Source organism: Rhizobium sp. AC27/96, from assembly GCF_001692325.1.
Taxonomy (GTDB): domain Bacteria; phylum Pseudomonadota; class Alphaproteobacteria; order Rhizobiales; family Rhizobiaceae; genus Rhizobium.
In genome coordinates this window covers 74,408-93,241 of the sequence record NZ_LXKN01000075.1, presented here as the reverse complement: position 1 = coordinate 93,241, position 18,834 = coordinate 74,408, and the positions used below count along the sequence as shown (strand labels likewise).

Here is an 18,834-nt window from a genome sequence, read left to right as displayed (position 1 = left end):
GGCGATCCTATTCCTCGTAGCTGTGTCCGGCCCGCAAACCGTCGCGGACACGATGGGCGATTTCCAGAAATTCAGGCGTTTCGCGGATGCCGAGCGGGCGCTCGAGCGGCAGCGTCGATTCGATGACATCCGTGACGCGGCCTGGGCGCGGCGACATGACGACGATCTTGGTGGAGAGATAGACCGCCTCGGGAATGGAGTGCGTCACGAAACAGATGGTCTTGTTCGTTCGCTTCCACAGCTTCAGCAGCTGTTCGTTGAGGTGATCGCGGACGATCTCGTCGAGCGCGCCGAATGGTTCGTCCATCAGCAGCAGATCGGCATCGAAGGCCAGAGCGCGGGCGATGGACGCCCGCTGCTGCATGCCGCCCGAAAGCTGCCAGGGGAATTTCTTCTCGAAACCGCTGAGGTTGACGAGTTCGAGCGTCTGGGCAATGCGCTTGGCCCGTTCGCTCTTGGCGTAGCCCATGATCTCCAGCGGCAGGGCGATGTTCTTCTCGATGGTGCGCCAAGGATAGAGGGCGGGGGCCTGAAACACATAGCCGTAGGCACGGGCCTTGCGCGCTTCGTCCGGTGTCATGCCGTTGACGGTGATATCGCCCGAGCTCTTTCGTTCAAGATCGGCGATGACGCGCAGAAACGTGGTCTTGCCGCAGCCGGAAGGGCCGATGAAGGAGACGAAATCGCCCTTGCGAACATCGAGATCGACATTGCTCAGCGCGTGCACCGGCCCGTCGTTGGTATCGTAGGTGAGACAGAGATTCCGCGCGGAGACGACGGAGGGAGCGGATGACGTCATTAACACCTACCAGTCATGTTTTCGCCGCGTGGTCGGGGCGGATTGCGTGTTATCCTGCTTGGCATTGCGGCCTGGATTGGCGAGGGTGCCTTGCGGCCGCGAAATCCAGGGGAGCAATACCATGAGTGTTTCATCGAAGCCCACCTGTCATGTCGTCCGGCCTGGCAGCACCTATGCCGGAAAACAGGGCTTCAACTATTTCGAGGGGATCGCCGCCGAGACGGTGGGCTCGACGGGCATCTGCATGCATCTTCTGACCATTCCGCCGGGCGGCAGAGCCAAGGCGCATCTGCATGTTGCGCATGAGACGGCGATCTATGCGCTTTCCGGCGAGACGCATTGCTGGTTCGGGGATCAGCTCGAGGAGCACGTTATCGTTCACGAGGGCGAGATGTTCTATATCCCGGCCGGCGTGCCGCATCTTCCCGCCAATCTCAGCGATCGGCCGGCGACAGCCATCATCGCCCGCACCGATCCGAACGAACAGGAAAGCGTCGTCCTGCTGCCGGATCTGGAGCGGTATGTGCCGCGCTAAGCGGCAGATGAGCCGAAGCGCTGAGCCCAAGCTTTATACCCCGCTTGCGGGGATGCCGCTACGCTGAACCTTGCGCGGTGCGGTGACTTCTTTCCAGGTCGAAAGCGCCCGGTTGGCAGCGGTAAACGGCTCGCGCTTGACGAACTCGCCGTGGCCTTCCCTGGTCTTCACCGTGCCTTCTTCGATGGCGACGACGCCGCGCGTCAGCGTGTAACGCGGCAGGCCGGTCACTTCCTTGCCTTCGAAGACGTTGTAGTCGATCGCCGACTGCTGGGTCTTGGCGGCAATGGTCTTCGAGCGCTTCGGATCCCAAACGACGATATCGGCATCGGCGCCGACGAGGATCGCGCCCTTCCTCGGGTAGATGTTGAGGATCTTGGCGATGTTGGTGGAGGTGGCGGCGACGAATTCGTTCATCGTCAGGCGGCCGGTGTTGACGCCATAGGTCCAGAGCATCGGCAGGCGATCCTCAAGGCCGCCGGTGCCGTTGGGGATCTTGGTGAAGTCATTGAGGCCGAAGCGCTTCTGCTCCGTCGTGAAGGCGCAATGGTCGGTCGCGACCACCTGCAGCGAGCCGGAGGCAAGACCTGCCCAGAGGCTGTCCTGATGCTGCTTGTTGCGGAAGGGCGGAGACATGACGCGGCGGGCGGCGTGATCCCAATCGGCGTTGGCATATTCGCTTTCGTCGAGTGTCAGGTGCTGGATCAGCGGCTCGCCATAGACGCGCATGCCCTTCTGGCGAGCGCGGCGGATGGCTTCGTGCGCCTGCTCGCAGGAGGTATGGACGATATAAACAGGCGAGCCGGCCATGTCGGCGATCATGATGGCGCGGTTGGTTGCTTCGCCCTCGACTTCGGCGGGGCGGGAATAGGCATGCGCTTCCGGGCCGTTATTGCCTTCGGCAAGAAGCTTCGCCTGCATCTGCGCGACCACATCGCCGTTTTCGGCATGGACGAGCGGCAGGGCGCCGAGTTCGGCGCAGCGCTGGAAGGACGAGAACATCTCGTCGTCATCCACCATCAAGGCGCCCTTATAGGCCATGAAGTGCTTGAAGGTGTTGATGCCCTTGTCGCGGACGATGGCCTCCATCTCGTTGAAGACCTGTTCGCCCCACCAGGTGATCGCCATGTGGAAGGAATAGTCGCAGGTGGCGCGGGTGGACTTGTTGTCCCACATGGTCAGCGCTTCGAGCAGCGACTGGCCGGGCGAGGGGAGCGCGAAGTCGACGACCATCGTCGTGCCGCCGGCAAGGGCTGCACGGGTGCCGCTCTCGAAATCGTCGGAGGAATAGGTGCCCATGAACGGCATTTCGAGATGCGTGTGCGGATCGATGCCGCCGGGCATTACATAACAGCCGGAGGCATCGAGGACTTCGTTGCCCGAGAGGTTCTGCCCGATTTCGACGATCTTCCCGCCTTCGACCTTGACGTCCGCCTTATAGGTCAGGTCGGCCGTGACGATGGTTCCACCCTTGATGACTGTGCTCATGGCGCATGCTCCAGATGTGTGAAGTTCCGATGTTGGCAACCCTGACCGTTAGGCCACGATCTCCGCCGTCTCGACGACTGCGTGGAACAGCACATCCGCACCGGCTGCTGCCCATTCCTTGGAAATTTCTTCCGCCTCGTTATGCGAGAGACCGCCGACGCAGGGGCACATGACCATGGTGGCGGGCGCGACCTTGGCGGCCCAGCAGGCATCGTGGCCGGCGCCGGAGATGATGTTCATGTGGCTGTAGCCAAGCCTTTCGGCCGCGTTGCGCACCGAGGTGACGAGCTTCGGATCGAAGGTCACCGGCTCGAAATGGCCGATGGCCTCCACGGAGCAGCCGACGCCGAGGGCGTCGCAGATCTTCGCTGCCTCGGCCTCGATCTTGGCGCGCATGCGATCGAGTTTTTCCTTGTCGGGCGTGCGGATGTCGACGGTGAAGACCACTTTGCCGGGCAGCACGTTGCGCGAGTTCGGCGAGAAGAAGACCTGACCGACACCACCAACGGCACCCGGCTGGCTTTCCATCGCCACGCTCTGCACCATCTCGACGATCCGCGACATGGCGAGGCCGGCATTGACGCGCAGGTTCATCGGCGTCGAGCCGGTATGCGCTTCCTTGCCGGTCAGGGTGAATTCCAGCCACCACAGGCCCTGACAGTGCGTGACGACGCCGATGGTCTTTTCCTCGGCTTCGAGGATCGGACCCTGCTCGATATGATATTCGAAATAGGCGTGCATCTTGCGGGCGCCGACCTCTTCGTCGCCGAGCCAGCCGATGCGCTTCAGCTCTTCGCCGTAGGTCTTGCCTTCCGGGTCCTTGCGGCCATAGGCGTAATCCAGGCTATGCACGCCGGCAAAGACGCCGGAGGCTAGCATGGCGGGGGCAAAGCGTGCGCCTTCCTCGTTGGCCCAGTTGGTGACCACGATCGGATGCTTGGTCTTGATGCTAAGGTCGTTCATCGTGCGGACGACTTCGAGGGCTGCGAGTACACCGAGGACGCCGTCATATTTGCCGCCGGTCGGCTGGGTATCGAGATGCGAGCCGACGTAAATAGGCAGGGCGTCCGGATCGGTGCCGGCGCGGGTGGCGAACATGGTGCCCATCTTGTCGACGCCGACTTTCATGCCGGCATTTTCACACCATGTCCTGAAAAGGCTGCGTCCCTCGGCGTCGGCATCGGTCAGCGTTTGCCGATTATTGCCGCCGGCAATGCCGGGGCCGATCTTCGCCATGTCCATCAGCATATCCCAAAGGCGATCGCCATTGATACGCATGTTTTCGCCTGGCGCTGCCACCATGATGCAATCCTCACCTGTTTGTCCTGCGGCATGCAAGGCGCATGCCCGATTGTTCCCGTTGGTCTGTCCGAAGCGTCTACTTGTTTTTATCGCCTCGGGAAATCGCCAGTTGCCTTTAGGAGACAACTGACAGATAATTTGACCGATTGGTAAACATTACAACTTCCGTGGCGCGGCTCAAGACGAAAAGCACGAAAAATTCCGATAAAATTTCAGGCGATTGCCTAAATTAAAAGCACTGACAGGGTGAACGAGAGCTCGGCCGAAAGGCTTGGATTTCAAGGAGAAACAGAGCAGACATGGCCATTCCCAGAGCCGCCCGCACCCAACGCCGTACCCGAATTCAGGAAGAAAAAGAGGAAGTCATACTCGAGGCTGCGCTCGACGTGTTTTCCGTGAACGGCTTTCGCGGCTCGACCATCGATCAGATTGCCGAAGTGGCCGGGATGTCGAAGCCCAATCTTCTCTATTATTTCCGCACCAAGGAAGCGATGCATCGCGCGCTGATCGACCGGGTTCTGTTTACCTGGCTGGAGCCGTTGCGTGCCTTCGATGCCAATGGCGATCCTGAAAGCGAGATCCGTTCCTATATCCGCCGCAAGCTGGAAATGGCCCGCGATTTCCCGCGTGAAAGCAGGCTTTTCGCCAATGAGATGCTGCAGGGTGCGCCGCATGTCGAGGATGAGCTGCGCGGCCCGCTGAAAAGCCTCGTCGATGAGAAGGCGGAGGTCATCCGTGCCTGGGCCAAGACCGGGAAGATCGCAAAATGCGACCCCTATCACCTGATCTTCTCGATCTGGTCGACGACGCAGCATTACGCGGATTTCGATGTGCAGGTACGTGCCGTACTCGGGGACGAGCATTCGGGCGAGGGGCGCTTCGAGGATGCTGCCCGCTATCTGGAGCAGCTCTTCGTCGATGGGCTCGGCATTCGGCAGTCCTGAGTGGCGGCGCAAGCCTTGGAGGATCGCGCCGCCTGTGGATGATGACGGAAATCAGCTCCGTTCTCTAAAAGTAGTAATCCCGCTCGATGCCGTCATAGCGGCCCGACTTCAGGCAGCAGCTCTTGAAACCGCCTCCGTGAACCGCAGGGGCAGGGATCGTTGCGGCCGAGTTTTTCGACCAGCTCGACATCGCCCCGGATGAATTGCGAGCCGGTTTTTACCCGGGTTTCCGATGGGAAAGACTTGCGTCGCTTGGACGTGACTTCAAAAGCTCACGTCGTGGAGGGTTTTGGACTTGCGTGACATGGTCGCCTCCTCTGGGTTGCCATTGCTGCATCTATCGGCAGCGCAACTCTCATAGCGCGAACTTCAAGCTTTTGCGAGTGGCTAAACGCTCACTGTGAAAAAGCTGATAGCGAACGTAAAAATGGGCGGCCGCAGCAAGCTGCAACCGCCCGTCCATGTTTGCGCAGATGTTGGTCGGCGTTATTCCGCCGCCTGCTGGGCCATCGGGTTGTTCGGATGGGTCGTCCAGTTGGCGTAGTTCGGGTCGACGATCTTGCCGGTGCGCTTGTCGAGGCTGCCGGCCGGCAGTTCTTCCATGGTGATGCAGTTTTCGACCGGACAGACGCTGACGCAGAGGTTGCAGCCGACGCATTCCTCGTCCATCACCTCGAAATGCCTTGCGCCGTCGACCATGTTGGTGATCGCCTGGTGCGAGGTGTCCTCGCAGGCAATGTAGCAACGGCCGCACTTGATGCAGGCGTCCTGGTCGATCTTGGCCTTGGCGATATAGTTGAGGTTGAGGTACTGCCAGTCGGAGACATTCGGCACCGCGCGGGCGATGATATCATCAAGGCTGCGGTGGCCCTTCTCATCCATCCAGTCGGAGAGGCCCGTGATCATCTCTTCGACGATCTTGAAGCCATAGGTCATCGCCGCCGTGCAGACCTGCACATTGCCAGCGCCAAGCGCCAGGAATTCGGCCGCATCGCGCCAGGTGGTGATGCCACCAATGCCTGAGATCGGCAGGCCGTAGGTTTCGGGATCGCGGGCGATCTCGGCCACCATGTTGAGCGCGATCGGCTTCACCGCCGGACCGCAGTAACCGCCGTGGCTACCCTTGCCGCCGACTGTCGGGTTCGGGGCGAAGTTGTCGAGATCGACGGATACGATCGAGTTGATCGTGTTGATCAGCGACACGGCGTCGGTGCCGCCGGATTTGGCGGCGCGGGCCGGTTTGCGGACGTCGGTGATATTAGGCGTCAGCTTGGTGATGACCGGCATGCGGGTGTATTGCTTGCACCAGCGCACGACCATTTCGATATATTCCGGCACTTGTCCGACCGCGGCACCCATGCCGCGTTCGGACATGCCGTGCGGACAGCCGAAATTGAGTTCGATGCCGTCGGCTTCGGTTTCCTCGACCAGCGGCAGGATCGCTTTCCAGGCGTCCTCGACGCAGGGAACCATGATCGAGGCGATCAAGGCACGATCCGGCCAGTTCTTCTTCACCTGCTTCATTTCGCGCAGGTTGGTGTAGAGGTCGCGGTCGGTGATCAGCTCGATGTTGTTGAGACCGAGCAGGCGGCGGTCCGCGCCCCAAATCGCGCCGTAGCGCGGGCCGTTGACGTTGACGACAGGCGGGCCTTCCTCGCCGAGCGTCTTCCAGACCACGCCGCCCCAACCCGCCTTGAAGGCGCGCTCGACGTTGTAAGCCTTGTCGGTCGGCGGCGCCGAAGCCAGCCAGAACGGGTTCGGGGATTTGATGCCGATGAAATTATTGCGGAGATCAGCCATATCGATTCTCCTTTCAGGCGACTGCAGCGGCCGACTGGGCGGCAGCGAGCGCATTGTTGATGGATTCGGCCGCGTCGCGACCCTGTGCCACGGCGGAGACCGTCAGATCATCGCCGCCCAGCACGCAGTCGCCGCCGGCCCATACGCCTTCGAGCGAGGTGCGGCCTTCGCCGTCGATGGCAATGCGGCCGGCTTCCATGCGCAGCGCACCGAGGCCCGATGCCTCGAAGGTCTGACCGATGGCCTTGAAGATCTGGTCAGCGGCGATGACGCCGATATCGCCGGTGCCGGTCAGCTTGCCGTCGCGCAGTTCGGTATATTCGACCTCGATGCCGGCGACCTTGCCGTCCTTGTCGAGGATGCGCTTCGGAGCGAGCCAATGGCGGATCATCACGCCCTTGGAGGCGGCCAGATCCTGCTCGAATTCCGAGGCGTTCATGTGTTCCTTGCCGCGGCGATAACAGATCGTCACTTCTTCGGCGCCGAGCAGTTTTGCCTGCACGGCCGCATCGATCGCGGTCATGCCGCCACCGAGAACGACGACGCGGCGGCCGATGGCGATATCGGCCTTGTCGCCGGCCTGGCGCAGTTCAGCGATATAGGCGACCGCATCGGCTACGCCGTCAAGATCCTCGCCTTCGGCGCGCAGCGCGTTGACGCCGGCAAGACCGAGGCCGAGGAAGACCGCGTCATATTGCTGGGAAAGGTCGGACAGGCTGAAATCACGGCCGAGTGCCTGGCCGTTCTTCACCTCGATGCCACCAACGGCGAGAACGTAGTCGACTTCCTTCTGGGCGAAATCGTCGACCGCCTTGTAGGTGGCAATGCCGTATTCGTTGAGGCCGCCGGCCTTTGCGCGGGCGTCGAAGATGGTGACGTCATGGCCCTTCACGGCGAGGCGATGGGCGCAGGCAAGACCTGCGGGGCCGGCGCCGATAACGGCGATCTTCTTGCCGGTGGAAGCAGCGCGGGCATAGAACTGCTTGTTCTCGGCCATTGCGGCATCCGTCGCATAGCGCTGCAGCCGGCCGATTTCGACCGGACGCTCTTCGGCAGTATTGCGCACGCAAGCCTGCTCGCAGAGCTGTTCGGTGGGACAGACGCGGGCGCACATGCCACCGAGAATATTCTGGTCGAAGATGGTCTTTGCAGAGCCGATCGGGTTCCCCGTCGAGATCTGACGGATGAACATCGGAATGTCGATGGAGGTGGGACAGGCCGTCATGCACGGCGCGTCGTAACAGAAATAACAGCGGTCGGCGGCAACCAGCGCCTCGTGGTTGTTCAGGCGCGGATGAAGATCGGAAAAGTTAGCATCATATTCGGCGGGCGTGAGCCGGCCCCTATGAATCCCAGTTTCCAGTCGTCCCATTGAAGTTCCCTCTTATAGTAAACGGCCAGTGGCAAGAACGGTAACTCAGGATAAAAAATTTATCAAACGGTAAATTTTTGCGTTTTTCTTTGCTGTATTGCAGCCTGAAATGTGCCGCTGGGACGTGCCAGGGTGGTCCCCGAAAATTATGCAACTGCTTAATTTTGCTGTGATTTTCTGAATATAGCGAGCAATGGCGTCCGAAGCCCGCGAGGCTTTGCCGTCGAAGCGGAGCAGGAGGCCGACTGCGCTGCGGATCATTTTGCCAATGCGGTGCGGGTGAAGAAAAAGCGAATTTTTTCGCCTCGGGATGGAACCAAGGCCCGGCAGCATCGTTATTGGGATGTCCTGTCGATGATCGCATCCCCCTGATGCACGCCCAATAGCATCACAGGACTTCTACTCACGGTCCCCTCCCGATGAGTGCAAAGCAGCCAGTGCGTCGCCCTCGCACTGGCTGTTTTATTTTGCCCTGCGGATCGGCGCCTGTCCGGCGGATCAGCGGCGTCTCAGGATCTCATATTCAGTTTCGGGAATGGTGAGGCGATAGCCGATGCTACCGTCGCCGATGGCGAAGTCGGCGCGGCCATTCATGGAAGTCGGCACGACACGCTCAAGCACAGTGCGGCTGAAGCTGTTGTCCTCGAATTCATGGTCGTTGGGCGCATAGAAACGCTCCGACCATGCCACCTCGATCGCCTTCTTGCCATCGAGTTCGGCTTCCTTGCAATTCAGCGTGATGCTGGTCGCTCCCGCCGAAATGGCGCCATGCGAGGCGGAGTTGACGATCAACTCGTGCAGGGCAAGTCCCAGATGCACGGCGGCATTGGGTGTCAGATGGGCATTGATGCCGTAGATCGGCATGGGTACGCCGGCATCGGGCCAGTAGGGCGCGAACTGCTTTTCCGCAAGTTCGAACAGATAGGCGCCGCGCCAACTGGAATCGGTGATGAGATCCTGCGAATTCGACAGGGATTGCAGTCGTCCACGGAACTTGATCAGGAAGTTGTCGACCGAAAGCGTGTGTCGAGCGGTCTGCGTTGCGATGCCCTGAATGATCGCCAGAAGGTTCTTCGAGCGATGCGACAGCTCGCGCAGTAGCGACTTCAGAACTTTTTCGCGGTGGCGGCTCTCGGTGATTTCCGAGATGACTGACAGGACGCCCTGCGGCTTGCGGCCGCCAACGCGCTCTATCTTCAGCTCATAGATGCGAATGCCGTCACCGCTTGGAATTTCGACTTCCGCGGTGGCTGGCTTGCCGGTTTCGAGCACCCCTCGCTTTAGGCGCAAGAGGTGCTCTCCATCCTTCTCGCCGAACAAATGCCAGTCATTGCCGCCAATCACGAGGGATGGCTGCAGATGATCCGGGAGATTGTCGGCATACCGTATTGCCAGAGCTTGGTCCTGAAACAGAACCCACACGTTGGCGCTCGCAAGCGCCCGCTCCATCAGAGCGGCTTTGCCTTCCAAACTCAAAGGCGCGCCGGGTAATGGTTCAGACGTATTCACCCGCTTGCCTTTCACTCGAATTTCGAGAGCCCCGCCGATAGGGCATTCTCACTCGCAAGAATTCGGACCGACCTATAAAATTACCCGGTATAACAGTCCGTAAACCGGCCGCATTGAATCTCAACGCCCGGCCGTGATCTTTGTTCCTCAGCGGGGTTTCCAATCGAATCAGGCCGCCACCTTTGTGGTTTCATTGAAGAAAAGCGCCTGGCTGATGAGTGCTTTCACCATGTCGGGGTTGAACGGCTTGGTGACCAGGAAGGTCGGCTCCGGTCGCTCGCCCGTCAAAAGACGCTCTGGGAATGCGGTGATGAAAATCACCGGGATATTGGCTGTCTTCAGGATGTCGTTGACGGCGTCGATGCCGGAGCTGCCGTCGGCAAGCTGGATGTCGGCAAGAACCATCCTCGGCTTCGTTGCATTGTAGAGCGCAACTGCTTCAGCGTGGGTGCGGGCAATACCGGTCACGCGATGTCCGAGGCTTTCGACCATCTGCTCGATATCCATCGCGATCAGCGGCTCATCCTCGATGATCATGATTTCCGTGGCTACCTGCCGCGAGATTTCCTGCGACGCGGTGTCCAGCAGATGCATGGCTTCGCTTTCCGAAATGTCCAGGATGTCGGCGATCTCGCCAAGGCGGAAACTTTCGACGGATGCGAGCAGGAACGCCTGACGCGCGCGCGGTGAAACCTTGGAGAGGTTGACCGTGGCGCGCTGTTCCCAGGCGAAGGGCGAGATTGGTTCAGGAATCTGAAGGGATACGGAACCGAATAGCTTGGTGAACAGTTTATAGAGTGCAACGCGGTCGCTGTCGGTATCCGGGAAGATGGAGATGTCGGTGATGATGGCTTCCAAAACCGCAGCAACATAGGCGTCCCCGGAGGTCTGCGTTCCAGTCAAAGCACGTGAATAACGACGCAAATAGGGAAGATGCGGCGCAATGCGTGTGGAAAGTGTCATCAAGGGCTCCCGCCTTTTATAAAATTCTAATTTAAATACAGCACAGAGGGCTGCGATGACTAACAAACGTCAGTTCAGTAAAAAAGTTCCTCTTTGTCGGAACTTTTTTTAGGTAGTCGCATTACAATGCTTACAATCGGCGGGCTTCATCCTTTACGAGTCGTTACGAAGCTGTTTGGACGAGCTGGACTGTTCTCCTGAACGGCGAGGCGGAAAGGCATGTCCTACCCATGAACGCGAGACAATTGAAAAGCGAGCAGGCTAAATGACAGTTCAAAATCACGAGGACGCAGACACCAAGACATCAGACCTGCGCGCAATCGATATCCTCGACCCTAACAATCAGATCGGAAACAGGCTGCGCTCTTTCTATGCTGCGGTGCAGGACGAAGCCATTCCCGATCGCTTCCTTGATCTGCTCGAGAAGCTGGATCAGGCCGAGCGCTTGGCTTCCTCGAACGTCTCTAAATAGGAGGTGGGCGAGATGGAACCGCAATCGAGCTTCAAGCGTGAACTCCTGTCGGCTCTTCCGAGCCTGCGAGCCTTCGCTATTTCATTGACCGGTCGCCATGATCGGGCAGACGATCTTGTCCAGGATACGATCATGAAGGCCTGGGCCAAGCAGGATCACTTCGAGATGGGCACGAATATGAAGGCCTGGCTCTTCACTATCCTGCGCAACGAACTCTATAGCCAGATGCGCAAGAGCGGCCGCGAGGTGCAGGACAGCGACGGCATCTTCACGGAATCGATGGCAACCCATCCATCGCAATATGGTGCGCTCGATCTTCAGGATTTCCGCAAGGCGCTCGATCAGTTGCCGCCGGATCAGCGCGAAGCCATCATCCTCGTTGGTGCTTCCGGATTTTCCTATGAGGAGGCCGCCGAGATTTGCGGCTGCGCAGTCGGCACGATCAAGAGCCGCGTCAACCGCGCGCGCCAGCGCCTCCAGGAATTGCTCGGCATTTCCGGTGAGGCGGACTTCGGTCCGGACGCCACTTCGGCGCCACTGACATCAAAGGCATTTGCTTTCTAAAGAAAAGGGCCCGGTTCAAAACCGGGCCCTTTTCCTATCTCATTCATGTGTGGTAACGGACGTCGCTTCCCTACGAGATTACGAGGGTAGCTGGAATTTCAATCGTCCTCGCTGCTCGTTCCGAACATATTGCCGAACAGCAGGGCCGCGGCGATCGCCGCAGTCATCAACGGCTGCTTTTTTACGAGCCCGAGTACGGTGACCGCGATCGATTCCATTGCAAGGCGACGTTCGCGCGCACGCCGCTGTTCCTGCTTGTCGATGATCGCCATGATGACAAGTACGATCAGGCCGAGCAGCAAGGCTCCCGCGCCGATTAAGAGTGCCGCGGCCGCGGCGCCATATATCGTCGCAAGCCAGATGGCGGCCGCCACGAGAAAGAAGGCATAGGCCGTCAACAGCAAGAGTAACGCAACCGCGATAAAAATACCGTTGCGCTTGGTTCGCGCAACGGTACGGCTCAATTTGCCTGACAGCAGCAGGCCCAGGATCGAGGTCAGCATTCCGCCTCCCTAGCGGCGAGACAGAAGCAGGGCGACCGCCAAGCCGAATGCCGCGGCAGCGCCGATCGTGGCGACAGGATGCTGACGAACGGTTCTGCGAACTTCGCGCGAACCCTTGGTATAGCCGCGTTGCAGTTCCTGCAACAGTTCCTCGCCGCGCACTGTCAGATCGTCCAATCCAGACTCTGCGCTTGCACGCAATTTCTTGCCCTGCTTTGCGCCGTTCTGGCTGATCAGCTTGGCAAAGGCCGCAACTTCGTCGCGCAGCGCTTCGATCTGGTCCTCGATGCTTGCCTCGACGTCTTGCAGGCTGCTGCCATTGCGCTTGCCCCGGGCCGAATGCAGGATGGATGTAGCCATGTCTAGCTCCCTTTGCGTTAAGTGGGCGCCAGTAGAGCGCCTGTTGTTCGCGATGACCGGACGTTATCCGCCACACTAGTTTGTCTGGCGTGCGGAGCATCAATTCCGATCGCTACACCTCAACGCGCGGCTGTAGCAAAAGGTTCCGGAGCAGGTGGCCGAAGAAGGGTCAGTCGACGAGCGCACTATGGGCGAGCACGAAGGGAGCGCCATCGGCGGGAACGCGGTTGACCCGCAGATTGCAGCCGAACACATCCTGAAGATGCTGGTCGGTCAGGGCTTCCCTGACCGAGCCCGCAGTCCGTAGACGACCGCCCTTGAGCAGGACCATGCGATCGGCAAAAAGCGCGGTCAGGTTGAGATCGTGCATGACGGCGATGACGCCTCCGCCACGGCGGCAGAATTGCCGGGCAAGCGTCATGATGGTGAGCTGGTGGCTGATATCCAGGCTGGAGACCGGTTCGTCGAGGAGCAGCCAGCAGGGCTTGCCATCAATGACCGGTTCGAAAATCTGGCAGAGCACACGGGCGAGCTGCACGCGTTGCTGTTCGCCGCCTGACAGTTCCTGGTAGAAACGCCCCTCGAAGCCGGCGAGATCGACAGCGGCGAGTGCCTCGGCCGCCGTGCGATCGGCCTGCTCCGGATGACGATTGCGTCCGCTGGTGAGGCCCATGCGGACGATTTCGCGCACTGTGAAGGGGAAGGAGATCGAGCTTGCCTGCGGCAGCACACCGCGCATTTCGGCGAGTTGCCATGGCTCCAGACCACGGATTTCAGAGCCGTTCATGTGCACCGAGCCCTGATAGGCCACTTCGCCCGAAATAGCTTTCATGGTGGTCGTCTTGCCTGAGCCGTTCGGCCCGCAGATCGCCGTCAGCGTTCCCGGCTCGGCGGTAAAGGAGACGTCCTGCACGATGGTCTTGCCGGCAAGCCGGACAGCGAGATTGGAGACCTGGATCATCGTCGGCTCACAGGCTGAGGCGCGAGCGCTGCCGCAGCAGCATCCACAGGAAGAACGGCCCGCCGACGCCGGCCGTCAGAATGCCGATCGGCAGCTCGGCCGGGGAAACGATGGTTCGGGCAACCACATCGGCCACGATCAGCAACAAGCCGCCCAGCAGCGCCGAGGCCGGTAGGAGGAAGCGATGGTCCGGCCCGATGATCATGCGCAATATATGCGGCACGACGATGCCGACGAAGCCGATGCCGCCGCTGACGGCAACGGAAGCGCCAACCGCCGCCGCCACGCTGATGATCGCGATGTTCTTCAGCCGTTGCACAGCCACGCCCATGTGAAATGCCGAGGCTTCGCCGAGCGTCAGGGCGTTCAGGCCTCGCGCCATGAAGGGAAGGGGCAGAAGCGACAGGATGATGATCGGGCCGGCGCCCATGACCTTGCTCCAGGTCGAGCCAGCGAGCGATCCCATGCTCCAGAAGGTGAGGTCGCGCAATTGCCGGTCGTCGGCCATGTAGATCAGAATTCCCGTCGCTGCCAAAGCGAGAGAGCCGAGAGCGATGCCCGCCAGCAGCAGGGTGGCTATGGACGTCTGCCCGTGCCGGGTCGCCACCTTATAGAGCAGCAGCGTCGTCACCAGGCCACCAATGAAGGCGGCGATCGGCAGGGAAAATATGCCGAAGATATGCACGACCGGAGCCAGCACGCCGCCGCCGAGAACGATCATGGCGACCGCGCCGAGGCTGGAGCCGGCGGAAATGCCGATCAGACCAGGGTCGGCCAGCGGATTGCGGAAGAGGCCCTGCATGACAGCGCCCGAAACCGCCAATCCGCCGCCGATCAGGAAGCCGAGTATCGCGCGGGGCAGGCGTATGTCGAAGATGACGATGCGGTCGCGATTGCTGAGCGCGCTATCGGCGCTGCCCCGCACCATGCTGGCGACAACGTCGATCACGGAGGCGTTGGAGGCACCCATGGTGATCGAGAATGTGAAAGCCGCCGCCGAGATGAGGACGAGCGCGGCAAGCACGAGGAGAGCAAGCGCCGCGCGATCCCCGTTGCGATGACGTGCCGTCGTTTGCGACATTTGCTTCAGCCCCGCCACGGCATCGTTGAATGCCACGTCAGCCTCCGTAGATAGCTGCGTTCAGCTCTCGAATGGCACTGGCTGTGCGTGGACCGAAGCCAAGCAGATGCAGGCCATCCATGCGAATGACTGCCTTGTGGCTGGCTGCGGGTGTCAGCGAAATCGCCGGCTGCTTCAGCAGATCTTCGTTCGACATCGACAATGGACCTTCGCGATCCATGATGAGGATCACGTCGGGCTTGGCTTCGATGATCGCTTCATCCGTCAACGACTTATAGCCGGTAAAACCGGTAATCGCGTTAAGGGCGCCAGAGAGCTTGATGATGCCATCGGCGGCCGTATCGGTGCCCGAAGCGAGGATCTTGCCATTCTGGTTGCTGAGCACGAAGAGCACGCGCTTGCGCTCGACCTCTGGCCGCTTGGCGGCGTCGACGATGGCGGCGTCCAGATCGGCGGCGACCTTATCTTCCAGGGCTTTCGTCTTTTCAGGCACGCCGAGCAGTCCGCCGACAACCTCGATCTTCTTCAGGATGCCGTCGCGGTCATAGGTCTGCGGCACGGTTTCGAAAGGCAGGCTGGCATTGTGCAGCACGGCCAGAGCTTCCGGCGGACCGGAGCCTTCGACGGCGATGATGGCGCTTGGATTGACCGCCAGAATTCCTTCCGGAGACAGCGCGCGCATATAGCCGACATCGGGAAGCTTGGCGGCTTCCTTTGGGTAGAGGCTGGTGGAATCGCGAGCGATCAGCCGTTTCTCCTCGCCAAGCGCGTAAATGATCTCTGTGACGTCGCCGCCGATGGAGACGAGGCGCGTGGTATCGAGCTTCTTGGTCGTCTCGGCGGCGTGGGCGTGGCGCACGAGGCTGCCATATCCGGCAATCGGATTGGCGGGTACGAGCGGCAGGGTCATCACCACCAAGGTCAGTGCGACTTCCCAAGGCTTGATGCGCTTGAAGTTCTTAAACATCGTCATGGGCCACTTCTTATGCAGCGACGCTGGCGCCGGTTCTCGTCAGATTTTCGATGATGACGCGCCAGTCGGGGCGCTCGTCGAAGCCTTCTTTCCGTTTGCCGAAGAACTGGATGATCATCTCGCCCTTGGCGTTGTAGGCTTCCACCGAGCTGACATGCCCATCCTTGGTCGGCTTGCGCACGGCCCAAGCCTCGGCAATGTGATCCTGGCGAAGGTGCAGATGGAAAGTCGGGTCCATGACGTTAATCCAGGGCCCCATGGTCTGGACATTGAAGATCGGGCCGGAGTGGATCTGGACCGTGCCTTCGTTAGCGACGAAGCACATGATCGGCAGGCCTTCGCGCACCGACGCATGCATCATCTCGGCGACCGCGCCGGTCTCCAGCTTCCAGGCATAGTCGTCGCCGACGGTGCGGATCGCTTCCTGACGGCCAATCTTCAGCTTCTTCAGCATGCCGAAGAATTCATGTGTGTCCGTCATCCGGCTCCAGTGATCGCGCAGCTCGTCGCGGCTGACGTCGCCGTCGGTGGCGCCATTGTCATAGCCGGAGCGATCTTCGGCGAATTCCTGCGACTGATCGTCAAGCCGCAGCTCGGCGACCATGGCTTGATAGGCATCGACATTCGAATCAGGGCGCAGATGCACCTTGTGAACGGCGTCGCCGGCCTTGTCGAAAAACTGCAGGCTCAGCTTCTGCTGGTCGCCATCGGTCTTGGTGACGGCGAAGGCATGTGCCCAGCGCTTCGGGAAAATGCGCAGGTCGATATTCTCGCCGAGAACGATCGCGGCGTGGACGCCGGTCTTGATGTTTTCGTAGACGCCGATCTTTTCGTGAACGGCGCTTTCGTTGCGCGACAGGGCCATGACTTCGCCGAGCGAGGCGATCCGCTCCAGAAAGCGGTTGGCGTCAGCGTCGATGCGGATGGCCGAAATACCGACTTCGGCCGCGACCAGGGCGGCTTCGGAAATCTCGAGGCGGGCGGCGATATCGCGCTCTCGCATCTTCGGGTTTTCTGCGCGGAAAGCGCGGATGGCGGCGGGGGTGGGTCTGGTCGTCTCAGTCATCTGTCATGCCTATTTGTTGAGTATGAGCTTGCCTTGGCGCGTGATCTTCATTCGATAGATAACGCCTTCATGCTTGATCATAATTTCGGTCTGGCCCCGGAAAATATCCGTGCTCTCGACAATTCTTACCTGCGGTGCCGTCGTGCTTTGAGCCGGCGGCGTTGGGGTCTTCTCAGCAATCATCCCGTTTAGTTTTGCCTGAAAATTCATCGTGGGCCGAACCCTTGTCCGGCCAAATTTATCTTGACTTGCATACTCATGGTTCCATAAAGACGCAATAGAAGACTGACAAAGTCAAGTTTAAAAATGAGACGATGCACGCCTGAGCGGTTAGCCGGGTCAACAGTCGTCAAAAACATATTCGGAGATATGTCGATGCTGACGAAGACGATCCTGGCGCTCGCTATTTCGGGCATGTTCGCGGCGGCATCCTGCGCCCCGGCTTTCGCCCAGGATGCAAGTGCTGCGCCGGCTCCCGCAGCGGCCAACCACAAGCTCAATGTCGAGCTAAATGCGCTGGCGCCGTCCCAGAAGGGCTGCATGATGACCTTCGTCGCCGAGAACGACATGGCGACGCCGATCAACAAGATCTCCTTCGAGCTTGCCTTCTTCAACGACAAGAATGCGGTCGACCGTGTTACCGTTCTCGATTTTCGCGAATTGCCGCTCGGCAAGAAGCGCGTGCGGCAATTCGACATGCCCGGCGTGAAGTGCGAGACGGTGTCGCGCATCATCATCAACGACACGCCGGTCTGCGACGGCCCGGCGGCGGGCGAGTGCAAGGCCGCGTTGACGACCCGCTCGCAGACCTCCGTTCCTTTTGAAGGCTGACGGCCATGGCGACGCGCTCGGTCAAGGTTTCCATGGAGCGCCGCGCCAGCGGCGACATGAATGACAACAATCCGAGTGTGCTCCCAGGCCACGAGCTTACCGGCCTTGAGGGCATACCGCGCCCGCCCGCCGGTGAGGCGGTGTCTCACTACAGCCGGTTCACACAGATCGCTTCTTTTCCAGAGCATCCGAGCGAGCCTGTGGCGGATGAGGCAGCCGAGCAGCTGCCGATGGACGCGATGCCCGAGAGGGCCGGCAAGACCATCGCGGCACGCGGGACATCGCTGATCTTCTCCGGCATGGGTTCCTGCCTGTTCCACGCGATCGTCGTCGCGATCCTGCTGATCACCTTTGTCGCAACGCCGGAAGAAGCACAGGAAGAAGCGGGCGATACCGTCAGCGTCATCATGATCGGCAACTCCGATACCGACCAGATGGCCGCAGGCGAGGAGAACGAGCAGCCGCAGCCGGAACAGGTTACGGCCGAAGCAGTGCAGCCACAAACGGTTCAGCCGACCGAGGTGATGCCGGAAGAGACACGGGCGCCGCAGCCCGATGTCGTCCAGCCGCAAACCACGGAAGCGCAGCCTGTCCAGACGGCCGAGGCCGTTCAGCCGGTCGAGCAGGCTCCACCCGAAACAGTCGCCTCCGCGCAGCCGCAGATACTAGCGACGCAGGTACCGGCTGAGACAACCGTCGTGCAGCCTGTCGATCCGGTGCAACCCGTCGAGAACGAAGTGGTCGAGGCGCAGCCGGTCGAGCCGGCGCCGGAAGTCGTGACGCCGGTGGAAAAACCAAAGCCCGTCGAGAAGCCGAAGGAAGTCAAGAAACCGGTAGCAAAGATCGTGAAGGCGAAGTCGGGATCGAAAGGCGAGAGCCAGCAGGATTCCAAGAGAGGATCCGTAGACGGCACGGAAACGGCTCAGTCCGACTCAAATTCGCAGCTGAACGCTCGCCGAACCGGTTCAGGCGATGCCGCTATTGCAAACTATAAGGGCAAAGTCCAAACCCGTATTAAGCGCTACGTGCAACGCGTGTCTTCCAAATATGAGAAGGGCCTGACGCTTGTCGTGAACTTGTCGATCGGGTCTGGCGGCGAGCTTCGATCTATTTCTCTGGCGCGCAGTTCCGGGGATTCTGGATTGGATCAAGCCGTGATAGAGCAAATCCGCAATGCAGCGCCTTTTCCGCCATTGCCTCCGGAGTGGGACAAGCCGACTTGGCCGTTCATGCAAGCGGTTCAGGTCGGAGGCCGCTAGCCCTCCGATAGCGCCGCATTAAAATATGATCAAAACTCTCAACTTTATACTT

The 18,834-nt window shown here is 60.2% G+C and carries 21 protein-coding genes; 6 read left to right on the top strand and 15 right to left on the bottom strand.

The annotated features are described in order from the left end of the window. Positions 1-7: 7 nt before the first annotated feature. The gene (locus A6U86_RS33935) at positions 8-799 is read right to left on the bottom strand and encodes an ABC transporter ATP-binding protein (protein ID WP_068401462.1); all 792 of its coding nucleotides are present in this window, start codon (positions 797-799) and stop codon (positions 8-10) included. 121 nt (positions 800-920) lie between these two features. On the opposite strand from A6U86_RS33935, the gene A6U86_RS33930 reads away from it, so the two are divergent. Then, positions 921-1,334: a cupin domain-containing protein gene (locus A6U86_RS33930; protein ID WP_068401458.1), complete on the top strand. Its 414-nt coding sequence runs from the start codon at positions 921-923 to the stop codon at positions 1,332-1,334. A 33-nt stretch (positions 1,335-1,367) separates the two neighbouring features. Here A6U86_RS33930 and hydA read toward each other — a convergent pair whose 3' ends face one another. Together hydA and A6U86_RS33920 are read right to left on the bottom strand one after the other, a co-directional pair. Further along, positions 1,368-2,822: a dihydropyrimidinase gene (gene hydA, locus A6U86_RS33925; protein WP_068401455.1), complete on the bottom strand. Its 1,455-nt coding sequence runs from the start codon at positions 2,820-2,822 to the stop codon at positions 1,368-1,370. Between the two features lie 48 nt (positions 2,823-2,870). Further along, the gene (locus tag A6U86_RS33920; RefSeq protein WP_068401452.1) at positions 2,871-4,124 is read right to left on the bottom strand and encodes a Zn-dependent hydrolase; all 1,254 of its coding nucleotides are present in this window, start codon (positions 4,122-4,124) and stop codon (positions 2,871-2,873) included. A gap of 299 nt (positions 4,125-4,423) precedes the next feature. Between A6U86_RS33920 and A6U86_RS33915 the strand changes: the two genes are divergently transcribed. Then, positions 4,424-5,068, top strand: a complete 645-nt coding sequence (locus tag A6U86_RS33915) for a TetR family transcriptional regulator C-terminal domain-containing protein (protein ID WP_068401450.1) — start codon at positions 4,424-4,426, stop codon at positions 5,066-5,068. 92 nt (positions 5,069-5,160) lie between these two features. Here A6U86_RS33915 and A6U86_RS35985 read toward each other — a convergent pair whose 3' ends face one another. The 5 genes from A6U86_RS35985 to A6U86_RS33895 form a co-directional block, all read right to left on the bottom strand. Next, positions 5,161-5,250 (bottom strand): SEC-C metal-binding domain-containing protein, encoded by a 90-nt coding sequence (locus tag A6U86_RS35985; RefSeq protein ID WP_244510155.1) that lies wholly within the window; start codon positions 5,248-5,250, stop codon positions 5,161-5,163. Positions 5,251-5,554: 304 nt separating this feature from the next. After that, positions 5,555-6,868 carry an NAD-dependent dihydropyrimidine dehydrogenase subunit PreA gene (gene preA / locus A6U86_RS33910; RefSeq protein ID WP_068401770.1) on the bottom strand — a complete coding sequence of 438 codons (1,314 nt, stop codon included), beginning with the start codon at positions 6,866-6,868 and terminating at the stop codon, positions 5,555-5,557. 13 nt (positions 6,869-6,881) lie between these two features. Beyond that, positions 6,882-8,240 carry an NAD(P)-dependent oxidoreductase gene (locus A6U86_RS33905; RefSeq protein ID WP_068401447.1) on the bottom strand — a complete coding sequence of 453 codons (1,359 nt, stop codon included), beginning with the start codon at positions 8,238-8,240 and terminating at the stop codon, positions 6,882-6,884. Positions 8,241-8,738: 498 nt separating this feature from the next. Beyond that, positions 8,739-9,689, bottom strand: a complete 951-nt coding sequence (locus A6U86_RS33900; RefSeq protein ID WP_174072339.1) for a sensor histidine kinase — start codon at positions 9,687-9,689, stop codon at positions 8,739-8,741. Positions 9,690-9,917: 228 nt separating this feature from the next. Beyond that, entirely contained in the window at positions 9,918-10,712 is a 795-nt protein-coding gene (locus tag A6U86_RS33895; protein WP_068401445.1) for a response regulator, read from the bottom strand. Positions 10,713-10,977: 265 nt separating this feature from the next. Between A6U86_RS33895 and A6U86_RS33890 the strand changes: the two genes are divergently transcribed. Together A6U86_RS33890 and A6U86_RS33885 are read left to right on the top strand one after the other, a co-directional pair. Continuing rightward, complete coding sequence (locus A6U86_RS33890) at positions 10,978-11,184, top strand: NepR family anti-sigma factor (protein ID WP_068401443.1); 207 nt, start codon at positions 10,978-10,980, stop codon at positions 11,182-11,184. A gap of 12 nt (positions 11,185-11,196) precedes the next feature. Further along, a complete protein-coding gene (locus A6U86_RS33885; protein WP_068401441.1) occupies positions 11,197-11,748 on the top strand; it encodes an RNA polymerase sigma factor in 552 nt (183 codons plus the stop codon). 98 nt (positions 11,749-11,846) lie between these two features. On the opposite strand, the gene A6U86_RS33880 is transcribed toward A6U86_RS33885, so the two are convergent. The 7 genes from A6U86_RS33880 to hemP form a co-directional block, all read right to left on the bottom strand. After that, positions 11,847-12,251 carry a hypothetical protein gene (locus A6U86_RS33880; protein WP_068401439.1) on the bottom strand — a complete coding sequence of 135 codons (405 nt, stop codon included), beginning with the start codon at positions 12,249-12,251 and terminating at the stop codon, positions 11,847-11,849. Between the two features lie 9 nt (positions 12,252-12,260). Then, positions 12,261-12,611 carry a DUF883 family protein gene (locus A6U86_RS33875; RefSeq protein ID WP_068401436.1) on the bottom strand — a complete coding sequence of 117 codons (351 nt, stop codon included), beginning with the start codon at positions 12,609-12,611 and terminating at the stop codon, positions 12,261-12,263. 169 nt (positions 12,612-12,780) lie between these two features. Then, complete coding sequence (locus A6U86_RS33870) at positions 12,781-13,572, bottom strand: heme ABC transporter ATP-binding protein (RefSeq protein WP_068401433.1); 792 nt, start codon at positions 13,570-13,572, stop codon at positions 12,781-12,783. A gap of 7 nt (positions 13,573-13,579) precedes the next feature. Next, positions 13,580-14,653, bottom strand: a complete 1,074-nt coding sequence (locus A6U86_RS33865; RefSeq protein ID WP_068401767.1) for an iron ABC transporter permease — start codon at positions 14,651-14,653, stop codon at positions 13,580-13,582. A gap of 37 nt (positions 14,654-14,690) precedes the next feature. Continuing rightward, entirely contained in the window at positions 14,691-15,626 is a 936-nt protein-coding gene (locus A6U86_RS33860) for a hemin ABC transporter substrate-binding protein (RefSeq protein ID WP_068401430.1), read from the bottom strand. Positions 15,627-15,636: 10 nt separating this feature from the next. After that, positions 15,637-16,692, bottom strand: a complete 1,056-nt coding sequence (locus A6U86_RS33855) for a hemin-degrading factor (protein WP_068401424.1) — start codon at positions 16,690-16,692, stop codon at positions 15,637-15,639. Positions 16,693-16,701: 9 nt separating this feature from the next. Next, positions 16,702-16,875 (bottom strand): hemin uptake protein HemP, encoded by a 174-nt coding sequence (gene hemP, locus A6U86_RS33850; protein ID WP_068401422.1) that lies wholly within the window; start codon positions 16,873-16,875, stop codon positions 16,702-16,704. Between the two features lie 192 nt (positions 16,876-17,067). Here hemP and A6U86_RS33845 point away from each other — a divergent pair, with 192 nt between their 5' ends. Together A6U86_RS33845 and A6U86_RS33840 are read left to right on the top strand one after the other, a co-directional pair. Beyond that, complete coding sequence (locus tag A6U86_RS33845) at positions 17,068-17,523, top strand: hypothetical protein (RefSeq protein WP_068401764.1); 456 nt, start codon at positions 17,068-17,070, stop codon at positions 17,521-17,523. A gap of 5 nt (positions 17,524-17,528) precedes the next feature. Further along, positions 17,529-18,782 (top strand): TonB family protein, encoded by a 1,254-nt coding sequence (locus A6U86_RS33840; RefSeq protein ID WP_068401419.1) that lies wholly within the window; start codon positions 17,529-17,531, stop codon positions 18,780-18,782. Positions 18,783-18,834 lie beyond the last annotated feature (52 nt).